Genomic DNA, 16,160 nt, shown 5'->3' with positions numbered 1-16,160 from the left:
CGCGAGGCGCAAACTCTCTGTCCGCCTGCTTTAGACACAGATGCAGACAAAAAGTTATACGGCTATCTTTCCGCTGTTATTTGTACAAATCTGAATCCACAGGCCCGTATCTGCATCGGCAGGCGAGCGTCAGGCGCGAGCTTGAACCTCGCGTTCAACCGCTTTTTAACTGGAAGAGAGAATCGACGGCTCTGCCGGCAGGGCTGAGTCGCCCGTCTACTTGAAGCGCCGCGTAGCCTTTACCACCATCGAGAAGACACCGGACTCGTCCCGCGCCACCAGCAGCGAGACATGCCGGTTGATCGCGATTTCGGCTTGCAATAGCTGTTGCGCCGTCGTGTCCACATCGGTCGCATAGGTCAGGGTGAGGTTCTTGCCCAGCTGTTCTTCCACTGTGATGCGCGTAGTCGAGTTGCCCAGCACGCCCAGGTAGTTCGGATCCACCTTCACCGATCCCGCCCCGAACAGCTTCTGCACCCGGCTGCTCACCGTTGCATTCAGAGCTCCGCCTAGCAGGGCATCCGTAGCTGGGTTGTTGGCGATCTGCTCCTGCTGCGCTGTGTAAAGCCTTTGCTGATCCTGCGTGCGTCCCAGCGCCAGCAGCGCCACTACGTCAGCCTCGGGCAGTGGAGGATCGCTCCGGTAAGTCACCGCGAGCTGATCGACGGACCCATGCAGCCCCAGCGTGATGTCGTAATCCTCCACCCGCGCCGTGGCATTCAAATCAATCAATGGCTGGATGCGCACCGGATTGTTAAAGGTGATTTCGCCGCGCTGCAGTTCATATCGTGTTCCGGCAATCGTTGCGCTGCCTTCCGTGATTGAGATTCGCCCCAGCAGCGACGGCGAAGCCACCGTCCCCCGAAGCCGAAGATCCACGTCCCCCGCCAGCTTCGCGTAGGCATTCTGAAAGTTCAACTGTGGCGACGATTGAATGCGCACATCGAGCCGCACATGATTCGATGGCGCATTTGCCGGCGCAATCGGCTGCGACTTGCCGGCCTGCGCTGCCAGTGCCACAAAGTCCATCTCCGGGCTCACCGTGAATCGTGTGATCATCACGTTGCCGCTCAGCAGCAGGTTGTTCTGTGGCCCTTGCAATTGCAGGTTGATATCCGCCGCCGAACTCACACCCTGCGGATAGCGGATGCGAATCGATTTTCCCTTCAGCGCAAGGTCGGCATAGATGCCGTGCTGGTAGGCCAGATATCCCGACACGCTCAGCAGGCCACCACCACTCATCGCAGTGAGCGACTTCACTTCCAGCCGGTTCTGGTTGAACTCGAGCGTCCCGTGCAACTGGCTCAGGCTGTTTGGCAAATCCTCGAGCGCCAAGGATGCATCCTCGAAATCAATCTTCCCCGACAACCCCGGATTCTCCAGAGGTCCGTGTGCTTCGACGCGAAACGTTGTTGTTCCGCGTGCCGTGAGATCCGGATCGATTGATTCGGCCAGCTTCAAATTGATTGACCCGTTCGCCGCCAAATCCAGTTGCCGCTTGCCCGTCAGATTCAAAGTGCCCTGGGCGTGCAGGTCCGTCTCTTCACCCGTCACGTGTAGTGGATCCAGCGTGATCAGCGAATTGTTCATGCTGGCATGCAGGCCACCTTCGCTATGCAGGTGCACTCCGGCAATCGTCACCGCCAGTTCCTGAATCCGCGCATCGCCCCGCATCTGTTCCGGTCGCGCCAGCGGTCCCTGCACCGTAACGGTTCCCTCAAGGTCCGACTCGCCGGTCAGCCCGTTGATGTGCGCCATCTCCAACAGCGCGCCGATATTGAATTTTGAGAAGTTCAGCGACGCCTGCGTCTCGTTGTCACCCTGTAGCGCAGTCTGTCCATGCGCCGTAAGCTCGGCCGCTTCCAGACGCGAGGTTATGTCATACGTCACATTCCGATTCGCAGTGTGCGCGACTATATCGAATTCGCCAAAGCGCTCGCCGCTTACCGTAAAGTTTGCCAGCGACGCGCGCGCGTTCAGGTGCGGATCGTCAACCGTGCCTGAGCCTGACAGCGTAAACCCCATACTTCCCGACAACGCCGTGCCCGCATTGCGCAGCTTGTCAACCTTCGCGATGTCGATTCCCGCACCCCGCGCGTCCACAGTGAATTGCTGCGTGTGCAGATCGTAACTTCCAGATGCCGCCACGGTGCCGGCGGCATGGTTCAGCGTTACGGACGCTAACTGCACCAGTGGCCCGGTGAACTTTCCTTCTGCTCGAATTCGCGTCAACGGCTCTCCATACAACTCGCCGTTATCCAGCTGCACCCACCCATTGCCGTTCAGCTTCTCGACGGGTCCATCCACTGCAATCTGCGCGCTCATCGATCCAGCGATGGGGAGGTGCTTTTCAAGAAAGGGTGCGAGCTTGTCGGCGTTTACGCTGGTCGCATGCAGATTTGCGCGAAGAAGGGAACTCGCATCAAATTGCGGAATACCCGGCGACTTCGCCAACGGCGCTTTTGCAGATGTCAGTGTCCCATCCAAACTGATCGAAGCATCTCCGTGCTTCAGTTCTCCGTGATCAATTGCTATCCGCATCGCGGAATAGCTTCCCGTCGCATCAGCCGAGTCCAGGTGAACCACCTGCGGCTTTTCGTCCTTATCCTTCGCCGGAAGCTCCAGGGCAAGATCCGATGCGTGCAGATCTCCCGCCAGGTGCGGATCAACAAGCGAACCGGTCCATGTACCTTTGAAATCCGCTTGCCCGTCGAGATCGACCGGCAGAGCCGACGTTCCAGTCTTGCCATCGCGCGTAAGGCCCAGCGCACTGAAAACCGTGTCGAACTCATCTAGATCGCGCGAATGAAACTCGACCACAATACCGGTTGGGCTGGTCATGGGAAACGCACCAAGCTGCCCATGCGCGCTCACGTGGCTGGCAGGCAGATTTACCTGCAGATTTCGCAAATCTACAGCTCCATTGCGCTGCCGATATGTCCCATAGATAACCCCGCTGGTCGGCGCTTCGTCCACGACCCGCTTGCTCGAAGGGCTCATGTCGAACTTCGAAGTCACCTCCAGCGTGTTTACATCCCCGTTGTTCCAAGCTGCGGTCGATAATCCATTCAGCCGCGCATCCAACCCGAGCCGCGTGAATGGCTCTTCGCTCACCATGTCAAGCACTGTGTCCAGCGCAACGTCTCTGAAGTTCGCAATCACTTTGCCGTTGGTGTGTAGATCAGTGTCAACTTTGACTGGCAGGGGTGCCGGCTGTTCGTGGCTCTTCCCCTTCTTCTCACGCTTCACCGGCTCAGCCGCAGCCTGCACCACCGGAGCACCCGCAAGCGGCGCGATCCAGTGATCCAACAGCACCTCGCCGTCCATCTGTCCGCCCTGCTTCAGTCGCGCTGTCACATTAGTAATCTGTAATCGCTGCGGATCGGCGTGCACACGCGCATCCAGTCCAACACCGCGAGCCACCACGCCGGTTCCGACATACGCCGCGTTGTCCGCATGTACCGTTCCGTCGATGCGAAATTCACCGTCCTGCCCTGCAGCCGCGAGGTTCAACTTCGCGATCCCCTCCGGCGTTGATGGATAACCCAGCGCCGGCTCCATTAACTTCAAGTCCACTTCGCCCTGCACCTGCGTCTTCCAGCGAGGACGGTTGAAATCATCAAGCTCGCCCGTGACATTCAGCACGCGATCTGCCGACCCTTTGCTGTGGGCTGTCAACTGCAGCGAACGCAGGTAGGCGGCGTTACGCGTCAAATCCACCGACGCTTCGATGTATCCCTCCACCGGCGGCGCCTCCGGATGATCGGCGGGGCCGCGCACCAGGCGCAGGTCACGCAATTTCGCATCCAGATGATAGCTATCCTGTGTAATCCCGTTCCCCGCAACATACTTCAACAACAACGAAACATCGTTCGCTGAAAAATTCAGCGGGAGATGGCGGTCCTGAAAATCACTCTCGTCCGACCGCTTCTCGTAATCCAGCACGCCATGCGTCACCTCGACGTGCCCGGCCTGCAGATCAAACAGCGTGCTCAGCGGATGCGATTCCGTCTTCTTGCGCGGCTGCGGCTGATTCGTCGATCCGTCGCGATAAACAATCAGGTGAATCTGCGGCCGGTCCAGTTCGAGATCGCGCAGCAGAATGCGCGGACTCCAGAAGCCCAGTATGTTGATCGCAACGTGCAGGGAACCCAGTTGTGCGTAAGGCGCCTCGCCTTGCGCTTCGCGTCCGTGCAGTACCACGCCATCCGCCTCGCCTTCCATCTTCAGCACCTTCCAGTGGAAGGCGCCGATCTCCGCGCGGCCGCCGGTGGAAGCTTCGATGCGCGCAATCAGCCGCTTGCGCATGATGTTTTCGAAATAGGAAGAGCTTGCCCAGAAGTACAATCCCACGAGACTAACGATGAGCAGCAGCATCATTCCCGCTCCGCCCCACAACACGTGGCGCCGATAGCGGCGATGCCACGCGAGCGGCTGCTCCTGGCTCTCCTCAGGAGAGTCGGTCAACACGGGCTTGATGCTCTCGCTCATTCTCCGGTCTCGCTCATTCTTTGGTTGCTCCCTGGCCGTCGCCCGCATCCGCCGTTTCCAGCGCTGGGTCCAGCACTTCAATCTGTCCCTGCTTGCGGAGGTTTGAAAGCCAGTTGTCAAACAGCACATTCACCCGCTGCTGCAAGAGGATCTCTTCAATGCGCGACGACACCTGCTGCAACGGTGGAGGCTTGTCTCCCGAAGGATATTGCGGCAATAGTGTCCCCTGATAATACGTTTCAATCTCTTCCGGCGTAATCCGAATGCCCTGCCTGAAGCGCAATTCGATGAAGCCAAGTATCTCGGTACGGTTCCGCAGGTAATCCTCCACCTGCTTTGGTGTCAGATCATGAAGCTTCAAAAACGCTGCCCATCCCGCATCGGACTTGCAATCAGCCCGCACACACGCCGGCAGCTCGGTCCGAATCTCGTTCAGCCGCGCTGCAATCTCCTCCGGTTTCGGTTCGGTGGCCTGCTGATACTCCTGCTGAATCTGCTGGTGGATGAGCGTGCGGCTGATCAGCCGCTCCAGAGCCACCTGCGCGCTCATCCTTTCCTTCGTATTCGTGCTTGGATCTAGAACCGACAACTGCATCTCATCTTCAAGATCGCTTTCGAGAATCGCCTGGCGATTTACCACCGCCACCACCCGGTCAAACATAATTCTGTTCTCTGTCCCTGGACTCTGGCCCACGCTTTGCGCTGCAGCAGGAAATCCGCACGCCAGCAACGAGACCATGCAAACTCTTTGCATCGCTGCGCGCACGAGCTGCCAGTACGGATTCGTCCGCTGCATAAGCATCAGAATGTCTGCCCCAGGCTGAAAAAGAAATTAAAGTGCGCCGCCTCGCCAACGTGCTGATTTGCATAGATGTCAGATTGCGAGTAGTTGACATTGATCGGATAGATGGGCGGATTCAAGTTGTAGCTGAAGTCCAGCCGGATCGGACCGACCGGCGTGTGGTAGCGCATGCCCATTCCAGCCGCATGCGAGAAGTAGTTAAAGTTGCATTGGCCCTGCTGTCCCGTTGAAGTTGTCGGTCCCGTCGGACTCGGCGGCGTAGGCGGATTGGTGCTGTAGTCCGGAGGCGTCGTCACTTTGCAGGCATCGCGATTCGGCTGCTGGACGCGCAGTGCGCTCGCCCACGCGTCCCCCGCATTTGCAAACACGTTGCCCATATCGTGAAAGAGCACGAAGCTCAATGTGTCCCCAAAGAACGGGAGCACAGGCGGGGGTAGCCGCACCTCCGTGCTGTTCACCAGTGCACCCGCTCCTCCAATCGGAAAGCCCGTCTCCGGATCGCGTGGCCCCGCGGCGTTGATCGGGAATCCACGATGCGACGTCGGTCCGCCGGCATAAAGTCGCTCGGGCAAGGGAAGCAGCGAGTCGGAAGGGGATCCATACGCCCGCTCCTGCCCATACCGCGTGTTCCGGGCGAGCACAAAGCGATTCTTGTCGAACCCGTAGTAACTCGAATTAGAAACATCCAGCCGGTTAAACTCCGCCTGCGCCCCAAACGTCTCGTTGGAAAGAAAGTCCTGAAAGCTAGTGTAAGTTCCGCGATGCGAATCGAGCGGCGAGTCGCGCGTGTCGCGAATCCACGTTACGCTCGGACCAGCGACGCGCACCGCCGTTGACAGCGCCTCAATTTCGCTCGGTCCCACCTGCAGGCTCTCCGCCGCCACCTTCACGCGCCTGAAATCAAATTCATACACAAACGTATTCGCCTTGGAAAAGAACGAGCCCGGCTGGTTGAAGTGCTCCGTCCACCGCACGCCTGTCTCGAGTTTCGAGGCCACGTAGGTTGTTACGTTCTGGCTGCTTGCGTAGCCGCCTGAGAACGTGAAACCAAAATCTCGATTCCCGAAAAAATGCGGATTCTGAAATAGCAGGTTGAGGTTTTGCTCCAGCAGGCCGTATGTTCCCTGAATCGACGCCGACTGCTCACGCCCAAAGAGATTGTTCCGCGTCACTGCGCCCAACACGCGCGGGCTGATTCCTGTTTTCCCATTTGGACTGCACGGCGCGCCCGTCGTCGCGATGCCGCGGCAGTTGTTCTGCGGGGTACCGGTCTGTGCCTCGAATCCAAGACCGTATGTCAACGTCCAGCGCCGCGCCTCCGTCGTTTGAATGAGGACTGTCTTGTAAGGCTCCTCGCCGTTCGGATTCTGCACCGCTGTATTCACTTCGTTGAAAAGCGCAAATTCATAAAGGTTTCGCTGCGTTTCGGCAAGCGCCGTCTGGCTCAGTGGATCCCCGGGCTTCAGCGTAATTGCCTTCGCCACCGTGTCTGGTCGCGTGTAATGCAAACCGGACAGCAGCACCTTGCGCACAAAAATCTGCTGCCCCTCGCGGATGTTGAACACAACGTCTACCTTGGCGGCATCCTCTGTTTCGGTCTGCTGCACAACGTCGATCTGCACCTGGTCAAAACCGCGGCTCAAGTAATCTGTAAGCAGCGCATCGCGGTCGCCCGCCAGGGTTTGCGGAGAGAACAATTGTCCCGGCGACGTGTTCATCAGGGCTAGCAGCTTGCTCTGGTCCGATTTCACAGCGCCGTCCAGTTTCAGAACGCCCACCCGCTGCTGCTGTCCCTCTTCGATGTGGTAAACCACCGAGAGCGGTTCAGTTGAATTTCGCACCGTTCCTTGTCCTGGAGCGCTTACATCGGCTCCCCCGCTCAAGGTCTCCGGCGTCACCTTTACCTTTGAAAATCCGTTGTTCTGGTACACCGCCTGCAGCGCATTCACATCCGCCACCACCAGCGCCTGGCTATATGCTCCGTGGCGGTCCAAGTGGTCGGCAGCGTGTACGCTCAGCAGTTCTTCCAGCGTATTCGCATTGAAATAGTGATTGCCCGCAACTGAAACCTTTTCGACCCGACGTCGCGCTCCCAGCGTCACCTTATATGTGATGGTCACGGCGCCGCCTTCAGGATCCTGTTCGCTGTGATCCACCTTCACGTCGAAGTATCCCAGCCGCTGGAAATAATCGCGCAGCCGCCGGTTGCCCTCGTTCAGCAGATCTTCATCAACCGTACCTTCTTCAAATACCGGCACCAGCCGCTTCAGTCGCTCCCCGCTGATTTTTGCCCCTTCCACGCTCAACTTGACCACAGGCCCGCGATTCGCCGAAAACGTGAAAGTCGACCTCTTTGTGTCCGCGATGTAGGCCTGTGATTCCAATTTGACGTCCGCCTCGAGCCGATCCTCTTTCTGGTAGTGCTTCAGCACTCCGCTCAGCGCACGATTGCTCGTGTCGTGATCAACCTTGGTTCCCTCGCGCAGATGCGCCTGGTGGCGGAACTGCTCCGCCGACAAACCAGAGTCACCCGACACAGCAACCGCCCCCACGCGGCTCTGCACGCCTGACATCACCTCGAAAGCGATGTCAACGAGTTGTTCCCCGGTGTGTCTCGTCAGCTTGTAGGTAATTAACGGTTCATGGAAGCCGTTATCCGCGAGCGCCTGCCGCATGCGCACCATGGCGGCGTCCAGTCGCGTCTGGGTAAAGCGCGTTCCCGCCGTCAGTCGGCTGGCCGCCTGCAGTTGCGCATTGATCGTTGCGCCCTTCGCGCCATCCACGCTAACCGTTCCAATGAAATCCCGCGGCGTTCCCTTGAAGACAAGCTTCACGCCATCGCCCTGCCGCGTCGCATCGGCAGCAACCGTGCTGAACAGTCCCGTCGCAAAAAGAGCGCGAAGGCTGTCCGCCACCTTGAGCCGGTCGAGCGGCGCGCCAACCGCCTGCGGCAGTTGTCCAGGCAGTGGCTTCAGCCTCTCCGCCGACACCCCTTCAAATGTGATTTCGCGAACCGGAAGCCCAAGCCATTTCGTCAACGCCAGAGGCTCGGCTTCATTCCCGCTGGCAGAACCATGCGAGTTAACATCGCTCACTGAAAATCGGGCTTTCGGTTCAATTCCCGGCATTGCTCCGCTGGCTTGCGCCAGACAACGGTTTGCGATGATCAGGATGAGAAAAAGACAAGTCGTCACCGCTCTTTGTCTACGTCTTGAGCCGTGCTGCCATGCCGGCATTGCCTTCCGCACTATATCTCCCAGAATTTAGCCATATAGACACGCGTCTTCCCGATTGGTTGCATCAAACTAAATAACTTGAGAGCCGATCCGGTTCCTTCCAGCCGCAGCTCAAAGTTTTCCACCGCTGCACCTTATACTAACGAGGAAAGAAGCTTGGCGCAGCATCAGTTAATCCTTACAGCTACCGATATCCCCACTCAAAGGAAGCGCATGCCACGTAGCAAGTTGCAAAAGCAGACCACTGATGACTCCGCGCCGGATACCTCTGTGGAAAAATCAAACGCGGTCCAGGTCAGCGATTCTGCACCCGAGGTCGTTACGCCCACACCTGCCCTGACTCCCGACGCAGAGATGCTCGCCCGGGCGCAGGCCGGAGACCACCACGCTTTCGCGCATCTTTACTCGCTCCATAAACGGCGCATTTACTCTCTCTGCCTACGTATGGTCGGCAATGTAGCAGAAGCCGAAGACCTCACCCAGGAAGCATTTCTTCAACTGCATCGAAAAATCGGCACATTTCGCGGGGACTCCGCTTTCTCCACCTGGCTCCATCGCCTGTCGATCAACGTCGTTCTTATGCATCTCCGCAAGAAGGGCCTGCCTCTCATGTCGCTCGATGAGGCCATGGAGCCTTCCTACGACGACGGTCCCGGTCGCAGCTTTGGCGCTCCCGATCTCTCCCTCACCGGTTCCATCGATCGCCTCGCACTTGAAAGGGCAGTCGCTGCATTACCAGCTGGCTACCGCCTTATCTTTGTCCTTCACGACGTCGAAGGCTTTGAGCATAATGAGATTGCGGCTATGCTTGATTGTTCCGTGGGAAACAGCAAATCCCAACTTCACAAGGCCCGGCTCAAGTTGCGCGATGCTTTGCGTCTCTCGCTCCGGAAGGGAGACCGGCGATGACCACCGACCACAAAACCATGAGCTGCGAGGTATTTCAGTCCCAGCTGTCCGATCTGGTCGGCTCCGGGGCCGACGTCCATAATCACCCCCATATTCAGGAGTGCGAGATCTGCCGCGAGTTGTACGAGCAACTCCAGACCATCGCAGAAGCTGCCAAGCAGTTGTTTCCCGATCAGGAACCGGAAGACAAGCTCTGGGAGCGCATCGAATCCGCCATTAAAGACGAGGACGGAATCAGCAACCACGACTGAAGACGTTTGATTCATCCAGGGCTTTGAATCTCGTGAGAATGGCCGCCACGCAGAATTCAGCCTTCCTGCATGGCTGCCGATAAACCAGTTGAGCCGCTTTGAGTCACATAAAAGCGGCTCGGCTTTTCGGCGTTTTATCGGTTCCAGTCCGGAACTCAAATGAACAGAACAACGTAAACCTGATCAGGCAGCAGGGCAAAGCAGGGATTTCTCGGGCAACCGTCTTTCCTGAAACTTTTGAGGCTCTGTGTTGTCTAATAAGGAAAGTTGATACGAGGACACTCAATGCCAAGTCAGCCTTCCATCTTACCTCCCGAAAATCCTCAGAAAAAGTCGATTTCTGGTCCAAAAAGAATCCCTGTTCTGCCCGTTCGCGATACCGTCCTCTTTCCGCATGCTGTTCTGCCGCTTACAGTTGGACGCGAAAGTTCCATTCAGCTCATCGAGTCTCTGGCCGAAGAACGCTCCATTGTGGTCACGGCCCAGCTCGATCCGCGTCTTGACGCGCCGAAGCCGACCGATCTGCACGAAGTAGGCACTTTAGCCACCGTACACAAGGTCGTGCGCATGCCCAATCAGAGCCGCTTCGTCTTCACAGAAGGCGTCGAGCGCGTTCGCCTGATCCGCTATGTCCAGACCGAGCCCTTCATGATCGCCGAAGTCGAGACCGTCGAAGACATCGCGCCCGAAACGACCTCTTCCGTAGAAGCGCTGGTCCGCAACGTCGTCGGCCAGTTCCAGCAGATCGTGACCGAATCGGCCACCCTCTCCGACGAACTCCGCACCATCGCCGGAAACATCGAAGACCCCAGCCGCCTGGTCGATTTTGTCGCCTCGTCGCTGCCGTTCCTCACCACCGACGACAAGCAGGCTCTGCTTGAAACTGCCAGTGTTCCAGCACGGCTCGAGTTGCTTACGAAGCACCTTGCCAAGGAACTCGAAGTCCAACAGCTTCGCACCAAGATTCAGAGCGAAGTGCAGGACCAGGTCCAGCAGTCGCAGCGCGACTATTATCTGCGCGAGCAGATGAAGGCCATTCAGAAGGAGCTCGGCGAACAGGACGAGGGACAGCGCGAAGTTGAAGACCTGCGCAAGAAAATCGAAGAAGCAGGTATGCCCGAAGACGTGAAGAAAGAGGCGATGAAAGAACTGTCGCGCCTCGGCCGCATGTCTCCCATGGCCGCCGACTACTCGCTCACCCGCAACTACATCGAGTGGTTGGCGGTGTTGCCGTGGGCCAAAAGCTCCGGCTCCAAGATCGACATCAACAAAGCTCGCGAGATCCTCGATGAGGATCACTACGAGTTGAAAAAGGTGAAGGACCGCATCCTCGACTACCTGTCGGTGCTGGAACTCAAGCCCGACATGAAGGGGCCGATCCTCTGCTTTGTCGGACCTCCGGGCGTAGGGAAAACCTCGCTTGGCCGTTCCATTGCGCGCGCCTTGGGACGCAAATTCCAGCGCGTCTCGCTGGGCGGCATGCACGATGAAGCTGAAATCCGCGGACATCGCCGGACCTACATCGGAGCACTGCCGGGCCAGATCATCCAGAGCATTCGTCGCGCCGAAACCAACGACCCGGTGATCATGCTTGATGAGGTCGACAAGCTCGGACGCGACTTCCGCGGCGATCCAGCATCGGCTCTTCTCGAGACGTTAGATCCGGAGCAGAACAACACGTTCCGCGATAACTACCTCGATGTGCCCTTCGATTTGTCGAAGGTCCTGTTTATCTGCACTGCGAACATGCTCGACACCGTGCCTCCACCTCTCATCGACCGCATGGAGATCATTCCGCTCCAGGGCTACAGCGAAGAGGAGAAGGTGCACATCGCCGCGCGTTATCTGGTTCCGCGGCAGATCAAGGCCAACGGGATCACCGAGGATCAAATCGAATTCCCTGAGGCTGCAGTCCGCCACATCGTGCGCCACTACACGCGCGAAGCCGGAGTGCGCAAACTTGAGCAGGTCATTGGCACAGTCTGCCGCAAAGAAGCCCGTCGTGTTGTGGAAGGCAAGACGGAGAAGCTCATCGTCGACAAGGATGTGCTGAAGGAATTTCTCGGCGGCATCCAGGTCCGCGTCGAAACCGAGGTAGCCGAGCGCGTCAAGCGTCCCGGCGTGGCCGTTGGTCTTGCGTGGACACCTGCTGGCGGTGACATCCTCTTCATCGAGGCCAACAAGATGAAGGGTAAGGGTGGCTTCACCATGACCGGCCAGATCGGTGAAGTCATGCAGGAGTCGATGCAGGCCGCACTTACGTGGGTCCGCTCCAACTCCGGCATGCTCGGCCTCTCAGAGGACTTCAACAAGGAACTCGACCTGCATATTCACGTGCCCGCAGGCGCGATTCCCAAAGACGGTCCTTCAGCGGGTGTCACCATGGCCACGGTGCTGGCATCATTGCTCACCGATATCCCCGTTCGTCCGCTAACCGCGATGACCGGCGAAATCACCCTCAGCGGCAATGTTCTTCCCGTGGGTGGCATCAAGGAGAAGTTTCTGGCAGCGCGCCGTGCAGGAGTGGAAACCATCATCCTGCCCGCCGACAACCGCCAGGACGTCGAAGAAGATCTGACGCCCGAGATGATCGCAGGAGTTTCGATCCACTACGCCAGCCGCATTGAAGACGTGCTGGCCGTGGCGCTGCCATCGCTGAAAGCAAAACCGGAAGTCACCCCGATTGCCGCCGAACACAGCGCCTCCGCAGCCGCATAATCGACGACGCCGCAATCGACCCACGTCGTTCTCGACGAATTGAAAAAAGGCCGGCTAACCCGCCGGCCTTTTCATTTTCCAACAAATGCACTGTCATTCCGAGCGACCAACTGGAGTCGAGGAACCCGAAACCAATCGAAGTTCAACTCACGAAATCGGCTTGCCGTCGTGGCAATTCACACCTGCCAACTCCGTCTTCCCCGGCGCCCCAACCACCTTCCGCGTCCCCGCCGCAGGGGCACCACCTACTTCGCTGATCAACTTCACGAGCCGCGCGAATCCCTGTTCCCGCGCCGTCTTATTCCCCGGCACCGTGTCGGTAGGATCTTCGCCCGCCCGCATGAACCCATGCCCCGCACCGTCATACGTCACCGACTCAAATTTCTTTCCCGCCGCCTTCATCGCCTCCGTCGTACCCGGCACCGTTGCCCCGATGCGCGCATCGTTCCCGGCATAAAAGCCATAAACAGGCGCGGTAATCGACGAAACATCCGCCGGTCCCGGCCCATAAAACACGAACGCCGCCGAAAGATCCTTGCGGTGCGTAGCGAAGGCGAACGATTTGCCGCCCCCCCAGCAGAATCCCACTGTGACCACTTTCCCGTTCGCCGCCGGAATCTTCTTGCCATAATCCGCTGCCGCATCCAGATCCGCAGTCACCTGACCCGCATCCAGTCCCGACACAGCCTTGGTTGTCGAATCCCGGTCAGGGAATGCGCTTGACCCACCGCCATTCGGACCCATCCCCGAAAGCAGATCCGGAGCCACCACGATGAATCCCTTCCCGGCAAGCTCATCGGCCATCTCCTTGGCCCAGTCGCTCAACCCGAAGATCTCGTGAATCAGCACCACCACCGTGGCCTTGTTCTTAACCTCGGGATAGACAACGAAAGCCTGCACGCTCCGGTTGTCGTGCTTCAGAGTCACATACTCGTGGTGTCGCGGAGAAGCTTCTAGCCGGGCCTTGGCCCAGTCCTGCGCATGGGTTGAGACGGCAGCAAGCGTAACCAGCAAAGCTGCGGCGGTGAGTCTGGCAACGTGGGGAATCGGTCGCGTCATGCGAAGCAGTCTAGCCGTGCCAATCCCCAGTTCGCAAGGTCATTGCGAATTGCTAGTGCAAGTGTCTAAGGAAAGAAAAGAAGTAAGGACCGAGGCTTCCACCGAAGCGAGGGTTGATCTCCAGCAGATACGGTTCCCCATTCGCCACTTTGTAATTTACGCAACAGAGTCCTTCGAATTGAATCGTTCTTAACATGCTTGCGAACAAGTCAAGATATTGGCAACGATGAACGACTTTGATCTGCTCTTTTTCTTGTCCCTTGATCGGCATTTCGCTGGCAAACTGATACTCGATGTTTAGAGCCGTGACGATCCTGCCCTCAACAAACAGAATGTGAGTCGCGAACTCTGAGCGGCCCCGCACAATTTCCTGACAGAAATAATCGGGATCCCGGATGCGGTCAAGTTGTGCCGCTTCGTCCTCGCTGTTGTGGATGATGTAACAATCCTGCCCCCAGGAGCCAACACGCTTTTTAAGGATGTACGGGGTTGTCAGCCCCACTCCCTGTGTCACTTTCGGGATGTATTGGCCAAATCCGTACTTGACGAGCGCCTGATTGAACTCATACTTGTCGTCGCAAAGGCGGACTGATTCCTTAGAGGGCAGGGGAAGTGCCAGCTTCCGCAACGGGCAATTCCGGCGGGCCTCTTCGATGGCGGATAAGCTTAATGGCACCACGATTTCGTAACGTTGGAAGCTATCTTCGGAGATGGGCCCGAATTCAATCTGGTAGGGCAAGCCGTCAAACCCATGCTTGATTTCTTCAAACCAATCCGGCTTACCGGAAAACAGGATCCTCTTTCGCGTTCCCGACGAGAGCAATGCCAGGAGCTTCTCGAATTTGACGTAGAGCCATCTTCTGCGCAGAGCTATCTCGGCGCGCAGGTCGGTGAAGTTTGTTGTGGCAAGAGACAATAATGCCACTGGCTTCCGCTCCATCTGAGATGCGGACACGGTAGCAGTTGAAACGGGCACAATCCATACGACTTTCGTTCGCTGCGCCCCCGGGGAACCTCCCTAAGCAAGGCGTCTCGAAGCGGCTGCTGCCAATAAACTTCGGCCCGGTCGCCTGCCGCTTACTTTCAGGTTGGCTTTGGATGAGTTCTCGCTTCTGGAGGGAATTCCTCGACGGCCGCATTCAGCGGAAGAAAAATTGAGAAAACCGTCCCGCTGCTGCCGGGTGTGATCCTGCTTCTCACGCGGATGCTTCCGCCGTGCCTTTCGACGATGGTTTTCGATATCCAAAGGCCCAGTCCCGTGCCCACATCGTCCTTCGTTGTGAAGAACGGCTCAAACAGGTGCTTCCGAATTGCGGCCGGAATTCCATGGCCCGAATCCGCAATGGTGAGGCGTGCTCCCGGGCTACCCGCCCCGCTGCGCTGTCGAGCGGCAGATATTCGAATCGTGACGGAACCCCCCACCTCTACGGCATCGATGCTGTTATTCAGTAAGTTCGCAACCACCTGGCGGATTTCGCTGGGCACGCAATAAACAGCCGGGTCTTGCTTGATGTCAACACTCAACTTGACGTCCTTGTTTCCCGCACGCGACGAATACAGGCCAACGAGCGGCTGCACCAGTTCAGCCAGCGACTGAGAGACAGCGCCCTTAGTTGTCCTGAAGAAGCCGAGCGTCTGCTTCGTCAATTGAGCTACACGTCCCAGTTCCTCTTCGGCTCGACCGAGCAGATCCCGCGTATTGCTTTCAGCGGAATTGAGCTTCGCAAGAAAGACCAGGTTGGTCACCGCAGCTAGCGGGTTGTTGATTTCATGCGCTATGGTTGCGGCTAATCTGCCCACTGAGGCCAGGCGGTCGTTGGTTTGAAGCGCCCGTTCCGCTTTCCTGTGCTGCGTGATGTTACGAGCAATCTTCGCGACGCCAATCACTTTGCCGCTCTCATCGTGAACCGGTGAGAGCGTAAGTGAAACCTCTATCGTTTCACCACTCTTTGTTCGGCGATATGTTTCAAAATGTTCGATGCGGCCGCCCTGCGCGATCACTCTCAAAAAGCGCGCTTCGTCTTCCATCAACTCGGGCGGAATGATGGTCGCAATCGGGCTACCAATCATCGTTTCTGCGCTGTACCCAAACATCTTTTCCGCGCCCGCATTCCAACTGGTCACGATGCCGTCCAAGCCCTTGCTCACAATTGCGTCGTCCGTCGAAGCAACGATTGCCGCAAGCCGCTGCGAAGCAGATAGCGCTACCTGCAACTGGTCTCGGCTCTGTTGCAGTTCCTGCAGGACCTTCTCTTCCGCATCGATGTCTGTATTCGTCCCAAACCACCGCGTCACTTTCCCGTCGGAGTTGCGAACAGGAAGTACGCGAGTCAAAAACAACCGAAAAACCCCGTCAGCACGACGCAGAGGGAATTTCATTTCAAGAGGTTCACCCGTGGTCAGCGACAGATTCCAGCGCTCGATAACCTGCGGCAGGAATTCCGGATCGTGAAGGCGTTTCCAGCCCCATCCCTTCATTTCGTCGAAGGTAGTGCCGGTGTATTCGTACCAGCGCTTGTTGTACCAGAGAATATTTCCTTCAGGATCTGCCATCCACACCAGTTGCGGAATGGCATCAGCCAATTCGCGAAAAAGGTCATCACCCTGGATAAGAGGATCAACTGCAAGGGCGTTCTTCATGATGTCGTGAGACATATCCTGTCCGATTAGTGTGCATCCGTACCTTACATGATC

At 57.7% G+C, this 16,160-nt stretch carries 9 protein-coding genes; 3 read left to right on the top strand and 6 right to left on the bottom strand.

Translation table 11 applies throughout. From position 1 onward, the window contains the following. Positions 1 to 216: 216 nt before the first annotated feature. Genes P8935_RS19125 through P8935_RS19115 form a run of 3 tightly spaced genes read right to left on the bottom strand, consistent with a single transcriptional unit; the run spans position 217 to position 8,541 of the window. Complete coding sequence (locus tag P8935_RS19125) at positions 217 to 4,491, bottom strand: translocation/assembly module TamB domain-containing protein (RefSeq protein WP_348261904.1); 4,275 nt, start codon at positions 4,489 to 4,491, stop codon at positions 217 to 219. A 13-nt stretch (positions 4,492 to 4,504) separates the two neighbouring features. Beyond that, a complete protein-coding gene (locus tag P8935_RS19120) occupies positions 4,505 to 5,293 on the bottom strand; it encodes a peptidylprolyl isomerase (RefSeq protein ID WP_348261903.1) in 789 nt (262 codons plus the stop codon). Then, positions 5,293 to 8,541 (bottom strand): POTRA domain-containing protein, encoded by a 3,249-nt coding sequence (locus tag P8935_RS19115; RefSeq protein WP_348261902.1) that lies wholly within the window; start codon positions 8,539 to 8,541, stop codon positions 5,293 to 5,295. Before P8935_RS19115 ends, P8935_RS19120 begins: the two co-directional genes overlap by 1 nt. A gap of 342 nt (positions 8,542 to 8,883) precedes the next feature. On the opposite strand from P8935_RS19115, the gene P8935_RS19110 reads away from it, so the two are divergent. From P8935_RS19110 to lon, 3 genes are all read left to right on the top strand, one after another. After that, positions 8,884 to 9,438, top strand: coding sequence for a sigma-70 family RNA polymerase sigma factor (locus P8935_RS19110; RefSeq protein ID WP_348265354.1), 555 nt, complete (start codon positions 8,884 to 8,886; stop codon positions 9,436 to 9,438). Further along, positions 9,435 to 9,689 (top strand): hypothetical protein, encoded by a 255-nt coding sequence (locus P8935_RS19105; protein WP_348261901.1) that lies wholly within the window; start codon positions 9,435 to 9,437, stop codon positions 9,687 to 9,689. Before P8935_RS19110 ends, P8935_RS19105 begins: the two co-directional genes overlap by 4 nt. Before the next feature lie 285 nt (positions 9,690 to 9,974). Beyond that, complete coding sequence (gene lon, locus P8935_RS19100; RefSeq protein ID WP_348261900.1) at positions 9,975 to 12,407, top strand: endopeptidase La; 2,433 nt, start codon at positions 9,975 to 9,977, stop codon at positions 12,405 to 12,407. A 147-nt stretch (positions 12,408 to 12,554) separates the two neighbouring features. Here lon and P8935_RS19095 read toward each other — a convergent pair whose 3' ends face one another. The 3 genes from P8935_RS19095 to P8935_RS19085 form a co-directional block, all read right to left on the bottom strand. Further along, on the bottom strand, positions 12,555 to 13,466 hold the full coding sequence (locus tag P8935_RS19095) for a dienelactone hydrolase family protein (protein WP_348261899.1): 912 nt from the start codon (positions 13,464 to 13,466) through the stop codon (positions 12,555 to 12,557). Positions 13,467 to 13,518: 52 nt separating this feature from the next. Continuing rightward, positions 13,519 to 14,391 (bottom strand): ATP-grasp domain-containing protein, encoded by an 873-nt coding sequence (locus P8935_RS19090; RefSeq protein ID WP_348261898.1) that lies wholly within the window; start codon positions 14,389 to 14,391, stop codon positions 13,519 to 13,521. 158 nt (positions 14,392 to 14,549) lie between these two features. Beyond that, a complete protein-coding gene (locus tag P8935_RS19085) occupies positions 14,550 to 16,106 on the bottom strand; it encodes a PAS domain S-box protein (RefSeq protein WP_348261897.1) in 1,557 nt (518 codons plus the stop codon). Positions 16,107 to 16,160 lie beyond the last annotated feature (54 nt).

The sequence above is a fragment of the Telmatobacter sp. DSM 110680 genome (genome assembly GCF_039994875.1).
Classification (GTDB): Bacteria; Acidobacteriota; Terriglobia; order Terriglobales; family Acidobacteriaceae; genus Telmatobacter.
The sequence above is the reverse complement of the archived record's forward strand: the minus strand, read 5'-3'. Positions and strand labels throughout refer to the sequence as shown.